At 69.9% G+C, this 22,349-nt stretch carries 19 protein-coding genes; 9 read left to right on the top strand and 10 right to left on the bottom strand.

The features are described from left to right. Positions 1 to 37: 37 nt before the first annotated feature. Positions 38 to 820, bottom strand: a complete 783-nt coding sequence (locus tag I5731_RS16100) for an SDR family oxidoreductase (RefSeq protein WP_197312435.1) — start codon at positions 818 to 820, stop codon at positions 38 to 40. A gap of 65 nt (positions 821 to 885) precedes the next feature. Beyond that, positions 886 to 1,833, bottom strand: a complete 948-nt coding sequence (locus I5731_RS16095) for a sugar-binding transcriptional regulator (protein WP_197312434.1) — start codon at positions 1,831 to 1,833, stop codon at positions 886 to 888. 374 nt (positions 1,834 to 2,207) lie between these two features. Between I5731_RS16095 and I5731_RS16090 the strand changes: the two genes are divergently transcribed. The 7 genes from I5731_RS16090 to I5731_RS16060 all read left to right on the top strand — a co-directional run bounded on the left by I5731_RS16090 (position 2,208) and on the right by I5731_RS16060 (position 10,343). Beyond that, positions 2,208 to 3,002 (top strand): transketolase, encoded by a 795-nt coding sequence (locus I5731_RS16090; RefSeq protein ID WP_197312433.1) that lies wholly within the window; start codon positions 2,208 to 2,210, stop codon positions 3,000 to 3,002. Continuing rightward, a complete protein-coding gene (locus I5731_RS16085) occupies positions 2,999 to 3,967 on the top strand; it encodes a transketolase family protein (RefSeq protein ID WP_197312432.1) in 969 nt (322 codons plus the stop codon). The genes I5731_RS16090 and I5731_RS16085 overlap by 4 nt, the downstream gene beginning before the upstream one ends. 6 nt (positions 3,968 to 3,973) lie before the next feature. Beyond that, the gene (locus I5731_RS16080) at positions 3,974 to 5,515 is read left to right on the top strand and encodes an FGGY family carbohydrate kinase (protein ID WP_197312431.1); all 1,542 of its coding nucleotides are present in this window, start codon (positions 3,974 to 3,976) and stop codon (positions 5,513 to 5,515) included. Positions 5,516 to 5,542: 27 nt separating this feature from the next. Next, positions 5,543 to 6,523, top strand: a complete 981-nt coding sequence (locus tag I5731_RS16075) for an ABC transporter permease (RefSeq protein ID WP_197312430.1) — start codon at positions 5,543 to 5,545, stop codon at positions 6,521 to 6,523. 196 nt (positions 6,524 to 6,719) lie between these two features. Beyond that, positions 6,720 to 7,658, top strand: a complete 939-nt coding sequence (locus I5731_RS16070; RefSeq protein WP_197312429.1) for a sugar ABC transporter substrate-binding protein — start codon at positions 6,720 to 6,722, stop codon at positions 7,656 to 7,658. A 132-nt stretch (positions 7,659 to 7,790) separates the two neighbouring features. Next, complete coding sequence (locus I5731_RS16065) at positions 7,791 to 9,302, top strand: sugar ABC transporter ATP-binding protein (RefSeq protein WP_197312428.1); 1,512 nt, start codon at positions 7,791 to 7,793, stop codon at positions 9,300 to 9,302. A gap of 273 nt (positions 9,303 to 9,575) precedes the next feature. After that, positions 9,576 to 10,343 (top strand): SDR family oxidoreductase, encoded by a 768-nt coding sequence (locus I5731_RS16060; protein ID WP_197312427.1) that lies wholly within the window; start codon positions 9,576 to 9,578, stop codon positions 10,341 to 10,343. A 76-nt stretch (positions 10,344 to 10,419) separates the two neighbouring features. Here the strand turns inward: I5731_RS16060 and I5731_RS16055 are convergent, their stop codons facing one another. Continuing rightward, positions 10,420 to 11,307 (bottom strand): DMT family transporter, encoded by an 888-nt coding sequence (locus tag I5731_RS16055; RefSeq protein WP_197312426.1) that lies wholly within the window; start codon positions 11,305 to 11,307, stop codon positions 10,420 to 10,422. A gap of 83 nt (positions 11,308 to 11,390) precedes the next feature. Next, positions 11,391 to 12,302, bottom strand: coding sequence for a DMT family transporter (locus I5731_RS16050; protein ID WP_197312425.1), 912 nt, complete (start codon positions 12,300 to 12,302; stop codon positions 11,391 to 11,393). A 284-nt stretch (positions 12,303 to 12,586) separates the two neighbouring features. On the opposite strand from I5731_RS16050, the gene I5731_RS16045 reads away from it, so the two are divergent. Both I5731_RS16045 and I5731_RS16040 read left to right on the top strand, forming a co-directional pair. Next, positions 12,587 to 13,879: an adenylosuccinate synthase gene (locus I5731_RS16045; protein ID WP_197312424.1), complete on the top strand. Its 1,293-nt coding sequence runs from the start codon at positions 12,587 to 12,589 to the stop codon at positions 13,877 to 13,879. A 145-nt stretch (positions 13,880 to 14,024) separates the two neighbouring features. Next, positions 14,025 to 15,950: a hypothetical protein gene (locus I5731_RS16040; RefSeq protein ID WP_197312423.1), complete on the top strand. Its 1,926-nt coding sequence runs from the start codon at positions 14,025 to 14,027 to the stop codon at positions 15,948 to 15,950. 456 nt (positions 15,951 to 16,406) lie between these two features. Here I5731_RS16040 and I5731_RS16035 read toward each other — a convergent pair whose 3' ends face one another. The 6 genes from I5731_RS16035 to I5731_RS16010 all read right to left on the bottom strand — a co-directional run bounded on the left by I5731_RS16035 (position 16,407) and on the right by I5731_RS16010 (position 22,317). Next, positions 16,407 to 17,144: an aspartate/glutamate racemase family protein gene (locus tag I5731_RS16035; RefSeq protein ID WP_197312422.1), complete on the bottom strand. Its 738-nt coding sequence runs from the start codon at positions 17,142 to 17,144 to the stop codon at positions 16,407 to 16,409. Between the two features lies 1 nt (position 17,145). After that, positions 17,146 to 18,015 (bottom strand): GNAT family N-acetyltransferase, encoded by an 870-nt coding sequence (locus I5731_RS16030; RefSeq protein ID WP_328838991.1) that lies wholly within the window; start codon positions 18,013 to 18,015, stop codon positions 17,146 to 17,148. After that, positions 18,012 to 18,917, bottom strand: a complete 906-nt coding sequence (locus tag I5731_RS16025) for an ABC transporter permease (protein WP_197312420.1) — start codon at positions 18,915 to 18,917, stop codon at positions 18,012 to 18,014. The genes I5731_RS16030 and I5731_RS16025 overlap by 4 nt, the downstream gene beginning before the upstream one ends. 3 nt (positions 18,918 to 18,920) lie before the next feature. Beyond that, a complete protein-coding gene (locus I5731_RS16020) occupies positions 18,921 to 19,811 on the bottom strand; it encodes an ABC transporter permease (RefSeq protein WP_197312419.1) in 891 nt (296 codons plus the stop codon). Between the two features lie 158 nt (positions 19,812 to 19,969). After that, positions 19,970 to 21,268, bottom strand: a complete 1,299-nt coding sequence (locus I5731_RS16015) for an ABC transporter substrate-binding protein (protein ID WP_197312418.1) — start codon at positions 21,266 to 21,268, stop codon at positions 19,970 to 19,972. Positions 21,269 to 21,315: 47 nt separating this feature from the next. After that, positions 21,316 to 22,317: an ABC transporter ATP-binding protein gene (locus tag I5731_RS16010; protein ID WP_197312417.1), complete on the bottom strand. Its 1,002-nt coding sequence runs from the start codon at positions 22,315 to 22,317 to the stop codon at positions 21,316 to 21,318. Between the last annotated feature and the right edge of the window lie 32 nt (positions 22,318 to 22,349).

Genomic DNA, 22,349 nt, shown 5'->3' with positions numbered 1-22,349 from the left:
GGAGGGGGGGACCATCCGCATAGCCCGGACGCACCCCTCACGACATGATCAACCCCCCATCCACATTCACCGTCTGCCCGGTGATGTACGCCGCATCGGCGCTGGCGAGGAACGCCACCAGGCCGGCGACGTCCTCGCCGCTGCCGGCGCGGGCCATCGGGATGCCCTTCACCCATTCGGCCATCAGCTCGCCGGGCTGGTAGTTGCCGAGCAGCTTGCCCCAGGCGGTGTCGTTGTAGGCCCACATCTCGGTCTCGATGATGCCGGGGCAGAAGGCGTTCACGGTGATGCCTTCCTTGGCGACTTCCTTGGCGAGGCTCTGGGTGATGCCGACGACGCCGAACTTCGAGGCGGCGTAGTGCGGCGTAAAGATGAAGCCCTGGCGGGCCTGGCCGGAGGCGGTGTTGATCAGGCGGCCGCCGTTGCCGTGCTTGCGGATGCGCCGGATCGCCTCCTGGCAGCACAGGAAGACGCCCTTCGTGTTCACGTCCATCACCTTGTCCCACTCGGCCTCGGTCATGTCCTCGACCCTGGCGATGGTGATGACGCCGGCGTTCTGCACCGAAATGTCGACCGTGCCGTAGGCGCGTTCGGCGGCGTCATAGAGCGCGGTGACGTCGGCCTTGACGGTGACGTTGGCCTCGACGCCGATCGCCTTGCCGCCATCGGCCGCGATCGCCTTCGCGGTATCGTGCACGCTCGCGGAAATGTCGCTAAGCACGACGCTCGCGCCCTCGCGGGCGAAGCGGCAGGCGATCGCCGCGCCGATGCCGCGGCTGGCGCCGGTAACGACGACGGTCTTCGATTCGAAGCGGGACATGGGATCCTCCAGATCGTGGATGGGGGGATTTCGTGGGCCTGCGGCAGCCGGCGCGGCCGCCCGGGTCAGGCGAGCTTTTCGGCGGTGAAGCGGTCGGTGATCAGCACGCCGATGTGGCGGCCGAGCAGGGCGCCGCGGATCGCCGCCACCTTGCGGCCACCGCCGGCGACGCCGACGACGCGCGGCACGGCTTTCAACTCGTCGAGGCTCATCGCGATGACGCGCTCGTCGAGCGCCCCGCCGAGGGGGGCGCCGTCGCGATCGTAGAAGCGCATGCAGATGTCGCCGACGGCGCCGCGGGCGGCGAGATCGTGCAACTCGTCGGCGGTGAAGACGTTGCCGGAGTTCGCCAGCATCACCGAGGGCTCCAGCGCACCGATACCGACGAGGGCGATGGTGACGCGGCGGAAATGCGCCATCGTCGCGCGGACGTAGGAATCGCCCAGCATGACAAGGCGCGCGGCGGTGGAGCCGGCGACGCCTTGCGCGGGCAGCAGCTGCGGCTCGCCGCCGGTGAGCTGGGCGAGGCGGATGGTGAGCTGGGTGGCGTGCACCTGCACGGCCGGGTTGCCCATGCCGCCGAGGATCTGCACGACGCGCTCGGCGCGGGTGCGCTTCAGCGGATGAATGCTGTTGACCATGCGCAGCAGCGAGGCGCTCCACGACGAGATGCCGATCACCTCGCCGTCGCCGAGCGTCGTTTCGAGATAGTGCGCCGCCGCATCGCCGATGCCGGCGAGAATCGCTTCCTCGCGATCCTCCGAGCAGTCGGCCACGATCACCTCGGCGATGCCGTAGCGTTCGCGCAGCGCCTGCTCGAGGTCCGGGTAGGTGCCGCTCGGCGGCACCACGGTGATGCGAACGATGTGCTCCTGTTCGGCCTTCTTCAGGAGGCGCGAGATCGTCGCCTGGGAGATGTGCAGGCGCGTCGAGATCTCGGCCTGCTTCAGGCCCTCGGAATAGTACATCTGCGCCACGCGGGCGATCAGGCGCAGCTCCTGCGACCGGCTCATGCTGTCCCCCGCGATTTTTCGTTCCCCGGCATGGTCGCAGACCCGCGCTGCAGCAGAGCCTCGGCGCATCTGGAACGAATATAAATTCAGGAACGTCGTTTCATTCCAGACTAGTTGCCCGTCGCTGCACCCCTGTCAAGGCGAAGAGATGCGCTGCAATGCGGCAGATTTGCTGCGCTGCAGCAGATTCTCTGCCCAAAAACGCGGCTTGCCCCTCTTGACCGGGATGCTAACGCTGGCTACTCTGAAAATCAATGCTGATCTGAATATTTATTCAAGTGAGGTCCGGAGTGAATTCGGCATGGTTCGGCGCCACGGGCGCCTATCCCGAACCGGCGGCCCTTGGCGCCCTTCCCGCGGCAGAGCGGGCCGCCATGCTGGCGGACATCGCCCGCGCCGTTCGCCGGTCGGTGGTCCGCACCATCGACGCGGCGCGTGCCGGCCATATCGGCGGCGACCTCTCGGTCACCGACATCCTGACGACGCTGTTCTTCTCGGTGCTTGACGTCGACGCTGCCGCCCCGCTGAAGCCGGAGCGCGACCGCTTCATCCTCTCCAAGGGCCACTGCGCCGCCGCGCTCTATTCGGTGCTGGCGCTGCGCGGCTTCATCCCGGAGGAAGAACTCGCCACCTTCATGCAGCCGCTGTCGCGGCTGAACGGCCATCCGAACCGGCGCAAGATCCCCGGCGTCGAGGCGAACACCGGGCCGCTCGGCCACGGCCTGCCGATCGGCGTCGGCAGCGCGGTCGCCTCGAAGCTGTCGGGCACCGGCTGGCGCACCTTCGTGGTGCTCGGCGACGGCGAGTTGCAGGAAGGCTCGAACTGGGAAGCGGCGATGGCCGCCGGCCACCGCAAGCTCGACAATCTCTGCGCGATCGTCGACCGCAACCGGCTGCAGCAGGGCGCGCGCACCGAGGACACCAACGCCCTCGACCCGCTCGCCGACAAGTGGACCAGCTTCGGCTGGGAGACCATCGAACTCGACGGCCACGACCACGCCGCGCTGCATGCGGCCTTCACCGCCCCCTCCGCCGGCAAGCCGCGCGCCATCATCGCCAACACCCTGAAGGGCAAGGGCGTTTCCTTCATCGAGGACCGGGTCGAGTGGCACCACAAGGTGCCGTCGGCCGAGCAGGTCGTGATCGCGCTCGAGGAGCTCTCCGCATGAACGCCCCCGCCGCCTCCCTCGCCACGGCGCCGGCGAAGGCCGAGAGCTTCGACTGCCGTCAGGCGTTTGCCGACGAACTGATGACCATCGCCAAGGCCGACCCGCGCATCGTCGCGGTCTGCAACGACAGCGTCGGCTCGTCGAACCTCAACGCCTTCCAGAAGGCGTTTCCGGACCGGCTGATCAACGTCGGCATCGCCGAGCAGAACATGGTCGGCGTCGCCGCGGGCCTCGCCAACGGCGGTTTCGTGCCGTTCGTCTGCTGCGCCTCGCCGTTTCTCACCGGCCGCGCGCTGGAGCAGATCAAGGCCGACGTCGCCTACAACAACTACCATGTCGTGCTCTGCGGCATGAGCCCGGGCATGTCCTACGGCGAGCTCGGGCCGACGCATCATTCGATCGAGGACCTTTCGTGGCTGCGGGCGATCACCGATCTCTCGATCGTGGTGCCGGCCGACCCGAACCAGACCCGCGCCGCCGTGCGCTGGGCGGTCGATTCCGGCCTGCCGAGCTTCCTGCGCATCGGCCGCTTCAAGGTGCCCTCGGTCAGCACCGAGGGTGACGCCTTCGCCTATGGCCGCGTCGACCGCATCCGCGACGGCAGCGACGTCACGCTGGTCGCGACCGGCGTGATGGTCAGCCGCGCGCTCGCCGCCGCCGAGCTGCTCGGCGCCCGCGGGATTTCGGCGCGGGTGCTCAACGTCTCGACGATCAAGCCGCTCGACGAGGCCGAGATCATCGCCGCCGCCCGCGAGACGCGCGGCATCGTCACCGCCGAGGAGGCGATGGTGGAAGGCGGGCTCGGCGCCGCGGTATCGCAGGTCGTGGTGCGCCATGCGCCGGTGCTGATGCGCCTGCTCGGGGTGCGGGGCTTTGCGCCGACCGGCGACACCGGCTTCCTGCTCGATCATTTCGGGCTCAACGCCGAGGGCATCGCTGCGGCGGCCCTCGAGATCGCGGGCTGAACGGCGATGACCGGCGCGCTCGTCCTTGCCATCGACCAGGGCACCAGCTCGACCAAGTGCCTCGTCGTCGACGAGGCCGGGGCGGTGGTCGCCCGCGGCCAGGCGCCGGTCGGGCAGGCGACGCCGGCGCCGGGCTGGGTCGAGCAGGACGCGAACGCGATCTGGGACAGCGTGCGCGTTGCGGTCGCGGATGCCGTGACGGCCGAGATCGCGCCGCGCCTTGTCGCGGTCGGGCTCTCTACCCAGCGCGAATCCTGCGTGGTCTGGGACCGGCGTACCGGTGAACCGCTGACGCCGCTGCTCTCCTGGCAGGACCAGCGCACCATCGGCATCTGCGAGGCGGTGCGCGCGGCAGGGGCGGAGGAGCTGGTGCGCGCGCGCAGCGGCCTGCCGCTCGACCCGATGTTCTCCGCCGCGAAAGCAAAGTGGCTGCTCGACCGGCTCGATCCGGACCGGGTGCGGGCGAGGGCCGGCGAGATCGTCGTCGGCACGGTCGATGCCTTCCTGGTCTCCCGCTTCGGCGGTGCGCCGGTGGTCGAGGCGGGCAATGCCTCGCGCATGCAGCTCGTCGATGTTGCGACCGGCCGCTACGACGCGGATCTGCTCAGTCTCTTCGGCGTGCCGGCCGCAGCGCTGCCGGAAATCGTGCCGTCGACCGGTCCGTTCCCCACGGTGCGGGGCCTGCCGCCGCTGCCTGATGGGCTGCCGGTGACGGCCGTGCTCGCCGATTCGCACGCGGCGCTGTTTGCGCACGGCGCGTTCGCGCCCGGCGCGGTCAAGGCGACGCAGGGCACCGGTTCCTCGGTGATGGGCCTCGTCGATCCGCGGCTCGCAGCGCTCGACCGCGGCGTCTGCCGGACGATCGCCTGGTGGGTGCCCGGCATGGCCGCGGCCCCGGTGCAGGCATTCGAGGGCAACATCCGTGCGGCCGGCTCGACGCTGATCTGGGCGGCGGAGCTGCTCGGCACCGACCCGGCCGGTCTCGCCGCGCTCGCCGCGGCTGAGGAAAATGCCGGCGGCGTGCACCTCGTGCCGGCCTTCGGCGGCCTCGGCGCGCCGTGGTGGGACGGCGAGGCGGTGGCGCTGCTCGCGGGCTTCAGCCTCGGCACGCGGCGGGCGTCGGTCGCCCGGGCGGCGATCGAATCCATCGCGCATCAGATCGCGGACGTGCTCGATTCCGTGCGCGCCAGCGGCGTCGCCGTCGACCGGCTGCACGTCGACGGCGGGCCGACCCGGAATGCACAACTCATGCAGATCGAGGCCGATCTGTTCGGCCTGCCGGTGTGGCGGTCGGAGACGGCGGAGCTGTCGGCGCTGGGTGCCGCGCACCTCGCCGGCCATGCCGCCGGGGTCTGGGATCGCGGCGCGCTCGACCGGCTCGACCGTGCTGCGACGATCTTCCGGCCGTCGATCGACGAGACGAAGCGCGCACCGCAGCGCGCCGCCTGGCGCGGGGCCGTCGCCCGCTCACTGAAGGACGGCGTGCCGTCCGCCCGGGCCGGGGAGGCGGTGGAGGCCGCCCCCGCCCGCCGCGCCGCCGCCGACTGAAGACTTTCGAGGGAGGAAGACCACGCCATGCTCGCAACCTCTGACGCACCGATCGAGAAGGCCCGGCCGCGCCGCTTCGCCTTTCCGGCCGGCGCCACCGGCCCGCTGATCGGCCTGATCGCCCTCTGCATCTTCCTGTCGTTGACCACCGACACCTTTCTCACGGTGCGCAACCTGCTCAACGTGATGGACCAGGTCACGGTGATCGGCGTGATGGCGATCGGAATGACCCTGGTCATCCTGATCGGCGGCATTGACCTCTCGGTCGGTTCGGTGCTGGCGCTGTCGGCGATGACGATGGGCTTTCTCGCCAATCGCATGGGCCTGCCGTTTCCGATCGCCATCGCGATGGCGATCTCGGTGTCGGCAATGTGCGGCGCGATCTCGGGGCTGGTGATCACCAAGCTCGCGGTGCCGGCCTTCATCGCGACACTGGCGATGATGTCGGTCGCGCGCGGCGTTGCGGCGATCATCACCGACGGCGAGCAGATCGTCGGTTTCCCGCTCTGGTTTTCGGACCTCGCGATCATCCGCCACTTCGGCTTCCTCACCGTCACGGTCGGCGTGATGATCGTGATCGCGGCGGTCGCCTGGGTGGTCCTGCGCTTCCGCCCGGCGGGCCGCGCGCTCTACGCGATCGGCGGCAGCCCGGAGGTGGCGCGGCTTTCGGGCATCAACGTCCAGGCCGGCACGATCTGGGTCTACACGATCGCCGGGGCGCTCGCCGGGCTCGCCGGCGTCATCCTGTCCGCCCGCCTCGACTCGGCGCAGCCGAGTTCCGGCCTCGGCTACGAGCTCGACACCATCGCCGCGGTGGTGATCGGCGGCGCCAGCCTGTCGGGCGGTGTCGGCAGCATCGGCGGCACGGTCGTCGGGGTGCTGATCATCGGTTTCCTGCGCAACGGCCTCAACCTGCTGCACGTCTCGCCCTTCGTGCAGCAGGTGATCATCGGCGTCGTGATCGCGCTCGCGGTCGCCGCCGACAAGTTCCGCGGCCGCGGCCGCTGAAGCTCGGCCCCGCGGTGCGCCGGCCGAGCCGGCGCCCGCCAAGAAACGACCGCTCCGAGAGACCCCGGAGCGCCAGCAGTTCGCCCGCACCAACGCGGGCGGAAAGGTCCGGCAACGGACCGATACGAAAAATTCCGCCGTCGCCGGGAGGAGTCCGGGCCGGCCGGGATCGCGTCATCACACGGAGGGAAGCCCAATGAAGACCCGTCGTTCCATCCTGCTCGCGGCCGCCGCCGCCAGCGTGCTCTTCGCCGCCGCCGGCAACGCCAGCGCCGCCGAAGTCAAGAAGATCGGCCTTGCCGTCGCCAACCTGCAGGCGAACTTCTTCAACCAGATCAAGCAGTCGGTCGAAGCCTATGCCGCGACCAAGGGCATCGAGGTGATCACCGTCGACGCCAAGGGCGATGCGGCGACCCAGGTCAGCCAGATCCAGGATCTGCTGACCCAGAACATCGACGCGCTGCTCTACATCCCCGCCGGCGCCACCGCCGCCGCCGTGCCGGTGCGCACCGCCAAGGCGCAGGGCGTGCCGGTGATCAACATCGACCGCAACGCCGACGGCGCCCCCGGCGACACCTTCATCGCCACTGACAGCGTCGCCTCGGCGCGCGAAGTCTGCGACTATATCGCCAAGCAGGCCGGCGGTAAGGGCGAGATGATCATCGTCCACGGCCAGCGCGGCACGACGCCGGAAGTCGACCGCTCGAAGGGCTGCGGCGAAGCGCTCGCCAACTATCCGGACATCAAGGTGGTCGGCGAACTCTGGAGCGAGGCCTGGAGCCAGGACGAAGGCTTCAAGCTGACCTCGGATCTCTTGCAGTCGCACCCGAACGTCTCGATCATCTTCGGCCAGGCCGACGGCCTCGCCCTCGGCGCCGCCCAGGCGGTGAAGGTCGCCAACCCCGCGCAGCGCATCTACGTCGCCGGCTTCGACGGTGACACCGCCGCGCTCGAGGCGCTCGAGAAGGGCGTCTTCGACGTCACCGCGACCCAGCGCACGCAGTTCTTCGGCCGCCAGGCCGTCGACAGCGCGATCGCGATCGTCGCCGGCCAGGAAATCGAGCCGATGCAGCTGTTCCCGGCGACGCTGACGACGAAGGAAAACGTCGCGCAGTTCATCGCCGAACACCCCTGAGCGGTTCCTCTCCGCCAGACCCCGCGGCGACCGGATCTCCCCCGGTCGCCGCGACGGGAGCGCCGACGCCGGCAGCCGCGCCGGCGCTCCCCTTTTTGCCATCGCCGCCCACGTAACGGAGACCCTCCTGTCATGCAGCCGGCACAGGTCCAGCCCAGCGCCGCCCCGGCGGACGGGCTCGTCATCCGCAACATCGGCAAGACCTACGGTCCGGTCACCGTGCTGTCGGGGCTCGACCTCGAGGTGCGTCCCGGCGAGGTGCTGGCGCTGCTCGGCGAGAACGGCGCCGGCAAGTCGACGGCCTCCTCGATCATCGCCGGCCTCGTGCAGCCGACCACCGGCACGATGAGCTGGCGCGGCCAGCCCTATGCTCCGGCGTCGCCGGCCGACGCGCTGGCGCAGGGCATCGGCCTGATCCACCAGGAAATGCGGCTGCTCCCCGAACTCTCGATCGCCGAGAACGTCTTCGTCGGCCGCCTGCCGACCCGCGGCGGCCGCATCGACCGCGAGACCATGAACCGCCGCGCCGCCGAGCAGCTGCACCGCCTCGGCCTCGACGTCGCGCCGACGACGCTGGTGCGCGACCTGAAAGTCGCGGCGCAGCAGCAGGTCGAGATCGCCAAGGCGTTGACGCTGAACGCCCGCCTGCTGATCTTCGACGAGCCGACCGCGGCGCTCGGCGGCGAGGAGACCGATCGCCTGTTCGAGCAGATCGCGGCGCTGAAGGCGGAGGGCGTTTCCTTCGTCTACATCAGCCACCGCCTCGACGAGATCGCCCGCATCGCCGACCGCGTCGCCGTCTTGCGCGACGGCCGGCTGGTCGCGACGCACGCGACCGCGCAGGTGCCGGTGAAGCAGCTCGTCGAGGACATGGTCGGCCGCAGCCTCGACCGCATGTTCCCCCGCCTCGCGCATCGCCACGGCGCGCCGCTGCTGAAAGTTCAAAACCTCACCTCGGCGCTCGGCCTGTTCGAGGACGTCAGCTTCGAGGTCGCCGCCGGCGAGGTGTTCGGCATCGCCGGTATCGTCGGCGCCGGGCGCACCGAGCTGGTGCGCGCCATTGCAGGCGCCGATCCGGTCAGTTCCGGTACGGTGGAGGTCGGCGGCGCGCCGGTGCGGCTGCGCTCGCCGGCGGATGCGCTGGCCGCCGGCATCGTGCTGGTGCCGGAAGACCGCAAGCACCAGGGCGTGACGCTCGACCACACCATCGCCGACAACATCGCGCTCGGGAACTATCCGCGCATCAGCCGCACCGGCTGGATCCGTCCCTCCGCGGTCGAGAATTTCGCCCGCGGCGCCATCGCCCGCTTCGGGGTGAAGGGCAGCCCGGCACAGAAGGTCAGCGAGCTCTCGGGCGGCAACCAGCAGAAGGTGGTGATCGCCAAGTGCATCTCGCGCGAGCCGAAGATCGTCATCCTCGACGAGCCGACGCGCGGCATCGACGTCGGCGCGCGGGCGGCGATCTACGACGTGATCTCGGGCCTTGCCGAGCGCGGCATGGCGGTGATCGTGGTCTCCTCCGACCTCGACGAGGTGCTGGGCCTGTCGCACCGCGTGATGGTCCTCGCCCGCGGCCGCCAGCGCGGCATCCTCGACCACGAGACGGCGGGACGGGTGTCGGTGATGGAACTCGCGACGACGTAAGGGGGCAAGGTGGTCGCCGCCTCTTATCCCTCCCCCTTGTGGGGAGGGTGGCCCGGCTGCAAGCCGGGTCGGGAGGGGTAAGGGCCTCTCCGCGATTTTCCGGCGAAGCGTCCGCATATGCCGCGCCGCCGCGACCCCTCCCGACCCCGCCTCGCGGCGGGGCCACCCTCCCCACAAGGGGGAGGGATTTTTTGCAGCCTTCGTGCCTTGGCGTTGGCCAGCGCCGAGGCAGCAGTAGAAACAACGTTCCACCCTCCTAGGGAGCCCTCCTTCATGACCCTCTTCGATCTTTCCGGGCAGACCGCCTTCGTCACCGGGGCCGGTAGCGGCATCGGGCAGCGGATTGCGGTCGGGCTGGCCGAGGCCGGCGCCGATGTCGCGTGCTTCGACCTGCCGGGCAGCGCCGGCATCGGCGACACGGTGGCCGCGATCACGGCGCTCGGGCGCAAGGCGCTGGCGCTCGCCGGCAACGTCACCGACGAGGCGGCGCTCGCCGAAGCGGTGGCGGCCACCGAGGCGGAGCTCGGGCCGCTCGTCATCGCGGTGAACTGTGCCGGGATCGCCAATGCGGGGCTCGCCGCCGAGATGCCGCGCGAGCAGTGGCAGCGGATGATCGACGTCAACCTCACCGGCACGTTCCTGTCGTGCCAGGCCGAGGGGCGGGCGATGATCGCGAACGGCAAGGGCGGCGCGATCGTCAACATCGCCTCGATGTCGGGCTCGATCGTCAACCGCGGCATCACGCAGGTGCACTACAACGCTTCGAAGGCGGGCGTCATCCACCTGACGAAGAGCCTTGCGATGGACTGGGTCGGCCACGGCATCCGCGTCAACGCGATCAGCCCCGGCTATACGCTGACGCCGATGAACAAGCGGCCCGAGGTCGCCGAGCAGCTGAAGACCTTCGCCGCCGAGACGCCGATGGCGCGGATCGCCACCGTCGACGAGATGGTCGGCCCGGCGGTGTTCCTGGTCAGCCCGGGCGCGAGCTTCGTCACCGGCGTCGACCTGCTGGTGGACGGCGGCTTCTGCTGCTGGTGAGGGCTGCGGTTGGGAACAGGGATCTGCGAAATCAAAAGGCCCCGGTCGTGTACCGGGGCCTTCTGCCGTTCGTGGGTCAGCTGCGGCGGAACAGGCCGAAGACGCGGCCGTCGATCGCGGCGAGGCCGGCCATGATCAGCACCATGCCGGCCCAGTGCCGCGGCTGCAGCGTCTCGCCGAGGAACAGCCAGCCGAGGAAGATCGCGCTGATCGGCACGAGGAAGGTGACCAGCATCACGTTGGCCGGGCCGGCGAGGGCGGCAATGCGGAAGAAGACGATATAGGCGAAGGCGGTGGCGGCGAGCGCGAGGAACAGCACCGCCAGCATCGCTTCGGTCGACGGCATCGGCAGCGCGAAGGGCTGCTCGAAGGCGAACATCAGCGGCAGCGTCAGCAGCGTCGAGGCGGTGAGCTGGCCGGTGGCGATCACCATCGGGTCGAGCCCGGTCAGCCGGCGGCTCCACAGCATCGAAAAGGCGTAGGAGACCGTCGCCGCGAGGCAGGCGAGCTCGGCGAGCAGGTGGCTGCCCATGTCGCTCAGCGCCGAGATGCCGATCATCACCGCAACGCCGGTGAAGCCGAGCACGACGCCGGCGGCCTTGTTGGGGCGCAGCCTGTCGTCGGAGAGGAAGTGGAACACGAGCACGGTGCAGATCGGCGTCGCCGCGTTGAGGATCGAGGCGAGGCCGGCGCCGATGTGGCGCGTGCCGTAGAAGATCAGCGCGAAGGGGATCACGTTGTTGAGGATGCCCATCACCGCAAACTGCTTCAGGCGCTCCGCCGTCCACGGCAGCCGGCGTCCGGTGGCATAGAGCGCGATGTTCAGCACCGCCGCCGCGATGGCGCAGCGCAGGAACACCAGCGTGAACGGGGTGATCTCCGGCGCGGCGACGCGGGCCGAGAGATAGGAGCCGCCCCAGAGTAGCGACAGCAGGACGAGGAGGAGCCAGGCGATCGGGGGCATCGGGGCTCTCCGCGGGCTGGTCGAGGGGGCAGCGCCCGGCCGGTCGGCCGGATCATCCGGAATCGGGGTGGCGGGCCGTGCCATCAGCGCCGCGCCCGCTCGGCGTAGAGGATGCCGCCGAGCACGAGGACCAGCGCCACGGCATGGTAGACGTGGAACGGCTCCCCGAGGATCGCCACGGCGAGCACGGCGGCGAACACCGGCACCAGGTTGACGAAGATGCCGGCGCGGCCGGGGCCGATCAACTCGACGCCGCGGATGAAGAAGATCTGCGACAGCACCGAGGGGAAGACCGCGGTGTAGGCGATGGCGAGCCAGCCGGCCGGCGTCGGCCACTGGAACTTGCCCATGGCGATCTCGGCGGCGAGCGGCGGCAGCGAAGTGAGCAGGGCGAAGGCGGCGAGGATGGTGAAGAAGGCAAAGCCCGACACCTGCGGCCGGCTGGTCAGCGCCACCGTATAGGTCGCGTACATGGCGCAGGCGACCAGCATCAGGACGTCGCCGAAGTTGAAGCCGAGGCCGAGCAGGACGTCCATGTCACCACGGGCGGCGACGACGCCGACGCCGATGAGGCCGGCGATCATGCCGACGACCTGCGCCGGCTTCACCCGCGTGCCGCGCACCACCAGGGCGATCGCGAACACCAGCATCGGGATCGCGCCCTGCAGGATGCCGATGTTCACGGCCGAGGTGAAATAGGCCGAGATGTAATAGAGCGCGTTGAAGCCGGTGAAGCCGAGGAAGGCCATGATCGCGAGATAGACGAGGCGCGGGCGCAGCACCGGCCATTCGTCGCGCACCGGCTTCAGGCCGACGGCGAGCACGATGACGCCGACGAGGGCCCAGCGCAGCGTGGTCAGCGCCATCGGCGAGACCTCGCCGACCGCGAGCCGGCTGGTGATCGCGTTGCCGGCCCAGAACAGGGCCGACAAAGCGAGCAGAAGATAGGGATTGCCGAAAAGCGCGCGGGTCGCGCGTTCGCGAAGTGCCGCCATGGCCGAAGCGTCTCTTTGTTGTTCTTCGTCGCGGCCGCCGCCGGGCAAGGGGCACCGGCATCGACCGACGGCCTCCCGGACCGAACGGGCTCTATAGCCGGTCGCCGGCCATGCCGATAGGCGCGGGCCTGCGGGTCACCCATGCATCTCCCCCGCTGCCGGTGCCGTGGCCCCTCGCAGTCGCGGCGCAAAGCGGCTATTAGACGGTGGCCGGCAAGACCCCCCTCGCGTTCCGACGCGAGGGTTTCGGCATGGCCGCAAGGACAAGCGGGAGTGAAGCGTCGATGGCGAACGTGGTGGTGGTCGGCTCGCAGTGGGGCGACGAGGGCAAGGGCAAGATCGTCGATTGGCTGTCGGAGCGCGCCGACGTCGTGGTCCGCTTCCAGGGCGGCCACAATGCCGGCCATACGCTGGTCATCGACGGTGTGACCTACAAGCTGTCGCTGCTGCCGTCGGGCGTCGCCCGGCCCGGCAAGCTGTCGGTGATCGGCAACGGCGTGGTGGTCGACCCACGCGCGCTGGTGACCGAGATCGCCCGGATCGAGGCGCAGGGCGTGAAGATCTCGCCGGAAAACCTGCGCATCGCGGAAAACGCCAGCCTGATCCTGTCGCTGCACCAGGAACTCGACGAGCTGCGCGAGAACTCCAATACCGGCACCCGGATCGGCACCACCAAGCGCGGCATCGGGCCGGCCTACGAGGACAAGGTCGGGCGGCGCGCGATTCGCGTGATGGATCTCGCCGACGGCGCCGTGCTGACCGACCGGATCGAGCGGCTGCTCGCCCACCACAACCCGCTGCGGCGCGGCCTCGGCCAGCCGGAGATTTCGGCGCAGGCGATCCACGACGAGCTGATGGCGGTTGCCGACAAGATTCTCCCTTACGTCGATTCGGTCTGGCGGCTGCTCGCCCAGAAGCGGCGCGAGGGGGCGCGCATCCTGTTCGAGGGGGCGCAGGGCGCGCTGCTCGACAACGACCACGGCACCTATCCCTTCGTCACCTCGTCGAACACCACGGCGGGGCAGGCGGCGACGGGCTCGGGCGTCGGCCCGGGGGCGCTCGACTATGTGCTCGGCATCACCAAGGCCTATACGACGCGCGTCGGCGAGGGCCCGTTCCCGACCGAGGACACCGGCGAGATCGGCAATTTCCTCGGCACGCGCGGCCACGAGTTCGGCACCGTCACCGGGCGCAAGCGGCGCTGCGGCTGGTTCGACGCGGTGCTGGTGCGCCAGACCGTGCTGACGTCGGGCATCAACGGCATCGCGCTGACCAAGCTCGACGTGCTCGACGGCCTCGATGAGCTGAAGATCTGCGTCGGCTATACGCTGAACGGCCAGACGCTCGACTATCTGCCCGCGTCGCAGGAGGCACAGGCCAAGGTGCAGCCGGTCTACGAGACGCTGCCGGGCTGGAAGGAATCGACGCGCGGGGCGCGCACCTGGGCAGAACTGCCGGCGCAGGCCGTGAAATATGTCCGCCATGTCGAGGAACTGATCGGCGCGCCGGTGGCTTTGCTGTCTACCAGCCCCGATCGTGTCGACACGATTCTGGTGCAGGACCCGTTTCAGGTCTGACAAAGTCCTTACAGGTCGTTGCTTTGTCTACGATGGGCTGCAATGTTCGGCGCGAGCGAAGTCGCGGCCGACCACCGGCAGGTTGATCGGCGGAAGGCCGGGGCGGTCGTCTGCTCGAGAGGGTTGAGGAGCCGAGGCTGGCCGCATGGCGGATTTCTATCCCGTACTGAAGCGCGCGATCGGAGCGCTGCCGTCGAACACCGGCGAGGCGCGGCGCGCGGTCTACGAACGGGCGCGATCCGCGCTGGTGCGTCAGCTGCAGGCCTATGACCCGCCGCTGTCGCCGGCCCAGATCACCGACCAGCGACTGGCGCTCGAGGAATCGATCCGCCGCGTCGAGAGCGAAGTCGCGGGCGCCGCCTTCGGGCTGACGCCCGAGACGCCGCCGCCCCCGGCGCCGGCCGAACCGCGCCCCGAGCCGCCGAAGGCAGCGCCGTCGCGGCCCGAACCCGCCAGACCCGAACCCACCAGGCCCGAGGCTGCCAAGGCCGAGGCACCGCGCGCCGAACCGGCGAAAGCCGAGCCGGCGAAATCCGCGCCGCCGGTGGCGCCGCCGCGTCCCGCCGCCTCTGCCGACGGCGAGGGCGGCAAGGCCGTGCTCGACCGCATGCGGCAGGAAACCGCCTCGATCGGCGGCGCCGCCGCGACGGCGGTGCGCGCCATGCGCGACAAGCTCGACGAGACCTCCGAGCCGGTGCCGGCCGAGCGCATCGAGCCTAAGCTGACGCCCGCCGAGACCGCCAAGCCGGCGCGTCCCGAGACGGCAAAGCCCGACGTGGCCAAGCCCGAGGCTGCGAAGAGCGATCGTCGCCCGGCCGAGCCGGTCCGGACCGAACCGGTACTGGGTGCGGCGACGAGTGTCGCCACCGCTGAGAGCGCCGCCCCCGACACCGTTCGCGCGGCGCCGGATACTGCGCGCCGCCAGCGGCCGCCGGAGCCGCCGGAGCCCAGTGGACGCAGCGGGCGCGGCCGGCGTGTCGCGGTGTTCGCCGTGCTGGCGCTGCTGATAGCGGCGGCGATCGGCGCGGTCGCCGGCATGCAGGCCGGCCTCGTGCCGGACGTGCTCGGCATTGCCCGCCAGCCGGTGGCCACCGCGCCCGAGACCGACGCCGCAACGCCGCCGGACACGGCGCCGCCGGCCGCGGAGAACGGGCTCGAGCCGAAGATCACCGACCGCCTGCCGCAGGAGGGCGTGCCGCCCGCCGTCGCGCCCGATGCGCGCGCCGTGCCGACCCTTCGCGTCACCCCGCCGCTCGACGAGGACAGCCTGACCGGCGAGAGCACGGCGCCGCCCGCGACGCCGGAGGCCGCGACGCCGGCCCCCGCGACGCCGGCCCCCGCGACGCCGGAACCGGCCGCGCCCGAGCCGCCGCCGGCCGCCGCGCCCGAGACGCCGCCCCCCGAAACCGCGCCGCCGCCGGCGGACGGCTCCACCGAGGCGCCGGCGACCGGCAATACGGCGACGGCCGGTGCCGCGGCGCCGGCCGTTCCCGATGCCGCGCCGGGCTCCGAGACGCAGCCGGCGGTGATCGTCGCGCAGCGCTCGATCCTCTACGAGGAGCCGGTCGCGGGCTCCGAGGGAACGCGGCTCGAGGGCGAGGCGATCTGGACCTTCGTCGATACGCCCCCCGCCGCCGGCGGCGCGGCGGAGCCGACGATCCGGGCCGAGGTGTCGATCCCCGAACGCGGCCTGCGGCTCGCCCTGACGATCCGCAAGAACGCCGACGCGGCGCTGCCGGCGAGCCATCTCGTCGACCTCGCCTTCACCGTCGAGCCGAGCTTCACCGGCCGCGCGATCGGCGCGACGCCGGGCCTGATCATGAAGCAGACCGAGGACGCGCGCGGGGATCCGCTGGTCGGGGCCGTGGCGCCGGTGTCGGAAAACCTGTTCTGGCTCGCGCTGTCGTCGACCGAACGCGACCTCGAGCGCAATCTGTCGCTGCTCAAGGAGCGCGAGTGGATCGACGTGCCGATCCGCTATGCCGACCGCCGCCGCGCCATCCTGACCTTCGAAAAGGGCACGCCCGGCCGCCGCGCCTTCGAACAGGCGATGGCCGCCTGGGGGCAGTGAGCGGCTGGACGATCCGAGGGCGTCGGTCCGATCGATCGGCTGGAACTGCTTTCGACCGTTGGCCAAGCGCTACCCCCCACTCGTCATGGTCCGCACAGGACACGGCTGTCCGGTTCGGCAAGTTTGGGCGGACGTTGGATTTCTCAGCCTCGCTTCCGTCATCACCGGCCTTGAGCCGGTGACCCACTCGCTGTCCGGAACGGGATGGCGCTGGCGATGGAATTATTCCGAGCGATCAATCTCTTGGACCAAACGATGCCGCACGGCCATTGGGTCGCCGGGTCAAGCCCGGCGATGACGATCGCGAGGGCGTTCGTTGGAACCGAAGCCCGGCGGGCTGAAGCTCCACATCGTGCCCGCGAAGGGCAACGCGGAGAAACATCCTCCCCAATCAACCTGTAGAAGCTGGCACGAGGCCCAAGCTCTCCCCTGACATCCCTGTGGCACCCCTCCCGCTCACCCCCGCGGCGCCAGCGACGCCATCGTGCCGGCGTAGAGCTTCGGCAGCGGCGGTGCGTAGAGGCCGGTCTTTGCCGTGACGAGGCCGAGGCCGGCGAGCAGTTCGGCGAGTTTCACCGCCGCGGCGACGCCTTCCACGACCGGCACGCCAAATTCCAGCGACAGGCTGTGGGCGAGATCGGCCATGCCGGCGCAGCCGAGCACGATCGCCTCGGCGCGGTCGGTGTCGAGGGCGGCGCGGATCTCGGCGGCGATCAGGTCGCGCGCGCCCGACCCCGGCTCTTCCAGCGCCAGCACCGGCACGTCGGAGGCGCGCACCCGGGCGCAGCGGGCGGCGAGGCCGTAGACGGCGAGGTTGCGCTCGATCACCGGGATCGAGCGCGACAGCGTGGTGACGACGGCGAAGCGCTCGGCGACGAGGCTCGCGACGTGGAACGCCGCCTCGCCGATGCCGATCACCGGGCGCGCCGACAGGGCGCGCGCCGCGTCGAGGCCGGTGTCGTCGAAACAGGCGATGACGTGGCCGTCGACCCCCTCCGCGTCGGCGGCGGCGATCTCCACCAGCATGCCCGGCACGGCGACGGCGCCGTCGTAGGCGCCCTCGATCGAGGCCGGGCCGTTCGCGGAGGTGCGCGCGAGGATCGCGGTGCCGGGGGCGGCGACCGCCCGGGCCGCGAAGGCGGCCTTCTCGGTCATCGAAACGGTGGTGTTCGGATTGACGAGATGAATGCGCATGTCAGCCGAGTTCGAAGGAGGTGATGCCGAAGACGCGGGCGAGATCGAGCGCCGGCGCCGGTCCGCGGTACATCCGCGCCGTCTCGAAGACCGGGACGAGGCCGTGCGCTTCGGCGAGGGCGACCGCCGCGGCGTTGACCGCGGGCGGATCGACGAACAGCGGGCGCCCGTCCGCCACCACGGCGAGCGCCGCGAAGATCGCTGCGGCGCCGGCGGCATCGTCGGCGAACAGCGGGCCGATCTTCATGCCGTCGGTGGAGGGCCGGATCGCGCCCCAGCCGCGCACGGCGTCTCCCCCGAGCAGTGCCACGGCGTGCTGCCCGGGGGCGGCGATCCAGCGCCGGACGAAATCCGCCCGGCCGATCGGGTAGACGCCGGCGTCATAGGCGGCGACGGCGGCGGCGAGCGGGGAGCCCGGGGCGATGTCCTCGATCTGCGGATCACGGGCGGACGGCGGTGCAACGCGGCCGCCGTAGCGCACGTTGCGGTGGGCGAACACGAAGCCGGCGCGGGCATAGTTCGCCTGCTGCGCGACGACGCCGTCGAGGCCGATGCTGGCGAGCGGCCGGCGGGCGAGGGCGGCGTCCCACAACGCCTTGCCGATGCCGCGGCCGCGAAGGTCCGGCCGGCAGATGTAGAAGCCGAGGAAGCCGAAGCCGGACGGGTAGGCGACCACGCTGATGCAGGCCGCCATTTCCGCGCCGAGCCGGGCGACGAGGAAGCCTTCGGGATCGAAGCCGTAGAAGGCCTCCATGTCCGAAAGGCCGGGATTCCAGCCCTCCGTCGCGGCCCAGGCGACGATCAGGCGCGCTTCTTCGGGCGTCGCCGGACCGATCGCGAGCGGGCCGGTGCCGGGGCCAAGGTCGCTCACACCACCCCCTTGCCGGCATCGGACCCGCGGCGGGCGCGGCGCTTCTGCACGAGGATCGCGGCGGCGAAGCATATCGCGATGACGGAGAAGGAGATCGCCGTCGTCAGCGTGCCGAGGGCGTAGATCTCGGGCGTCGTCACCGTGGTGGTGAGGCCCTGCAGCGACATCGGCAGCGTGTTCTGGGCGCCCATCGCCTGCGAGGAGCGGGCGAGTTCGTCCCAGGACAGCGTGAAGCCGAACAGGCCGACGCCGATCAGCGACGGCGCGATGATCGGCAGCACGACGTGGCGGAAGGTCTGCCACGGCGTCGCGCCGAGGTCGCGCGCCGCTTCCTCGTAGCTCGGATTGAAGCGGTTGAAGATCGCGAACATGATCAGCAGGCCGAAGGGCAGGGTCCAGGTGAGGTGGGCGCCGAGGCCCGAGGTGAAGATGCCCATGCCGGTGGTGTAGCCACGCTGGATCGCCTCGATGCCGAGGGCGTTGCCGAGGCTCTTGATCACGTCGTCGAGGATGCGGAACTCGAGGCCGATGCCGAGCGACACGACGATCGAGGGCACGATCAGGCTGGCGATGGCGACGTAGAACAGCAGCCCGGCACCGCGGAACTTGCGCCGGAAGGCGAGGCCCGCCATCACCGAGATCACCACGGTGAGGATGCAGACGATCAGCCCGAGCCGGAACGAGCGGCCGAAGGCGGTCCAGATGTCGACGACGCCGACCCCGGCGAACAGCTTCTCGAACCAGAACAGCGAGACGCCGTTCATCGGGAAGGTCAGGCCGCCCTGCGGTCCCTGAAACGACAGCACGACGATGGTGATCATCGGGCCGTAGAGAAACAGCACGTAGAGCCCGAAGAAGCCCGCGAGAAACCAGAAGGCGGGGCCGCGCTTTTCGGAATGCATGGCTCAGAGCTCCTTGCGGATGTCGACGAGCTTGGTCATCGCGAAGATGATCATCAGCACGAGGATCAACAGCACCACGGCGTTGGCGGCGGCGATCGGGAACTGCAGGTAGTTCATCTGCACCTGGATCACCTTGCCGATCGAGGCGATCTGCTGGCCGCCCATCACGCCGATGGTGATGTAGTCACCCATGACGATGGTGATGACGAAGATCGAGCCGATGGCGATGCCGGGCTTGCAGAGCGGGATGATGACGTTCCACAGCGTCTGCCAGGTCGAGGCGCCGCCGTCGTAGGCGGCCTCGACGAGCGCCTTGTCGATGCGCATCATCGAATTGAAGATCGGCACCGCCATGAACGGCGTGAACAGGTGCACGAAGGCGAGGCCGACGGAAAAGTCGGAGTAGAGGAACCAGTCCTGACGCTCTGTGACGAGGCCGGTCGAGAGCAGAAAATCGTTGAGCAAGCCGTTGCGGCCGAGCAGCGGGATCCACGAGATCATGCGGATCACGTTCGAGGTCCAGAACGGAATCGTGCAGACCATGAACAGCGCCATCTGCACCGTCAGGCTCTTGATGTGGAAGGCGAGGAAATAGGAGGTGGTGAAGCCGACCACCAGCGTGATCGCCCAGACGATCAGGCAGAATTTCAGCGTCGAGAGATAGGTCTTGAAGGTGACGCAGAGGTTCGGCAGGTCCGCAAAGCAGCCGTCGAACACGTCGAGATAGTTCTGGCTGACGAAGGCCGGTTCGATTGAATATTCGGTGTATTCCCAGAAGCTCACGACAACCGTGGCGGCCAGCGGGATCAGGAAGAACGCCGCGAAAATGAGCGCGATCGGCGCGGCCTGCCAGTAGGGCGCGTATTTCGACGTGGTCAGCGCGGGAGCCGCCATCTCGGGCCTCTCGGGTGGTCGATCGGGCTAGGTGGAAGGGGGCCGGACCGCGGGTGCGGTCCGGCCGGAATCATGCGCGGCGCTGCCTTCGGGAGACGAGCGTGGCGCGGGCCGCAGGGGCCGGCCGCACGGGTGCGGGCCGGCCGGGTTCCGCGCGATCAGGCCGCGATGAACTCGTTCCACTTGCGGACCATGTAGTTGTTCTCGTCCATCACCGCGTTCCAGCAGGCGACCGAGCCCATGCGGTCCTCGTAGGAGCCGCCGTCGCGCACGGCGCCGGCCTTCTCGAGCAGGGTGCCGTCCGGGGCGAGGATGTCCTTCTCGGCCGGCTTGCCTTCCATCCAGTAGGCCCACTCGTAGGGTTCCATGTTCTCCTTGGCGGTCTCGAGGACGGCCGAGTAGTAGCCCTGGCGGTTGAGGTAGGCGCCGGCCCAGCCGGAGAGGAACCAGTTGATGAACTCGTAGGCGCCGTCGAGGGTCTTGCCCTCGAGGGTCTTCGGCAGGCCGAAGCCGGAGGCCCAGGAGCGGTAGCCCTCCTTCAGCGGCTGGAAGGTGCAGGCGATGCCCTTGGAGCGCACGGCGGTGACGGCCGGCGACCACATCGACTGGATCACGGTCTCGCCCGAGGACATCAGGTTGACGCTCTCGTTGAAGTCCGACCAGAAGGCGCGGAACTGACCCGACTGCTTCGCCTCGGTCAGCACCTTCATGGTGAGGTCGATCTCTTCGCGCGTCATGTTCCCCTTGTCGGGGTACTTGTACTCGCCCATCGCCTCGACGACCATCGCGGCGTCCATGATGCCGATCGACGGGATGTTGAGGATCGAGGCCTTGCCCTTGAACTCGGGGTTGAGCAACTCGGCCCAGCTCTCGATCGGACGGCCGATCAGGTCGGGGCGGATGCCGAGGGTGTCGGCGTTGTAGACGGTCGGGATCAGGGTGATCCACTGCGTCGGCTCGGCGGAGAACTCGGTCGCGAACTGGTCGGGCAGGTAGAACACCTTCTTCGGCGCGGTGCCCTGGTCGCCGATCTGCTTGCCGGCGATCTCGCCCTTGGTGAACACCGGGGTGATCTTGTCGGCGAGCTTGATCTTGGTCGAGTCCATGCCCATCAGGTTGCCCGACGGCATCAGCTTCTTCAGGCTGAAATACTCGCTGTCGACGATGTCGAAGGAGTTCGGCTGGGTCACGATGCGCTTCGTCACCTCGTCGGTGGTGACCGGCACGTACTCGATGGTGATGCCGAGGTCTTCCTTCGCCTTCTTTGCGATGTCGGCGGACTGGTTCACGGCGGTGCCGAGGTAGCGCAGCGTGACGCCTTCGGACGCGATGATCGCCGGGAAGCCGGTGATCATGCCGGAGCCGGCGGCGAGGCCCGCGGTGGCGGCGGCGCCCTTGAGCAGCGTGCGGCGACTGACGCCGGCCGTGCCGGTGGTCGTGGTGGTGGTGTCGGTCATTGGTCCTCTCCCCTCTTCTTCGATCGCGCCGTCAAAGGCGCGGGACATCAGGCGGTCGGGCTGAGCTCGTGGATGTCTGCAGCGTTCCAGCCGATGGCGGCCGCGGCGCCCGGCTCGACCGGGCGGGCGAAGAACTGGCGTTCGGGCACGATGGCGGTGAGCTCGCCGCCGGCGGCGTCGAGGGTCACGACCACGCTGTAGCCCTGGTATTCGACGGCGGTGACGGTGCCGGTGCGGACGTGCTCGGCTCCGGCGGATTCGCCGCCGGGCGCGAAGCTCACCTTGTCGGCGCGCACGGTGACGCGCTTGCCGGCGAGGTCGATGACGTTGTGGCCGCCCATGAACCGCGCGACGAACTCGGTCGCCGGCCGGTCGAAGATCTCCTGCGGGCTGCCCGCCTGCTCGATCCGGCCGTTGTTCATCACCACGGCGAGATCGGCGAGGGCCATCGCCTCTTCCTGGCCGTGGGTGACGTGGATGAAGGTGATTCCGAGCTCGCGCTGGAAGCGCTTGAGCTCGGCGCGCATCTTGATGCGCAGGAACGGGTCGAGCGCCGACAGCGGCTCGTCGAGCAGCAGGATCACCGGATCGGTGATCAGCGAGCGGGCGAGCGCCACGCGCTGCTGCTGGCCGCCGGAGAGCTGGGCGGGCAGGCGGTCGGCGTAGCGGTCCATGGCGACGAGGCGGAGCAGGGCGTCGGCCTTCGCGTAGCGATCGGCCTTGCCAACGCCGCGCATCTTCAGCGAGAAGGCGACGTTGTCGCGCACCGAGAGATGCGGGAACAGCGCGTAGCTCTGGAACATCATCGCGGTGCCGCGCTTCACCGGCGGCTCGCCATTGACGGCGCGGGCGCCGATGACGATGTCGCCGCCCGAGATGTCCTCGTGACCGGCGATCATGCGCAGGGTGGAGCTCTTGCCGCAGCCGGACGGTCCGAGCAGGCAGCAGTAGGTGCCGGCCTTGATGCGCAGCGAGATCGCGTCGACGGCGATGGTGCCGCTGTAGCTCTTGGTGACGTTGACGAGTTCGAGGTCCGCGCCGCGCGACATGAAGCTCCTCCGACCGACTGAGCGTCGCCGGG

The sequence above is a fragment of the Methylobrevis albus genome (assembly GCF_015904235.1).
Classification (GTDB): Bacteria; Pseudomonadota; Alphaproteobacteria; order Rhizobiales; family Pleomorphomonadaceae; genus Methylobrevis_A; species Methylobrevis_A albus.
This window is presented reverse-complemented; position numbering and strand designations above follow the sequence as displayed.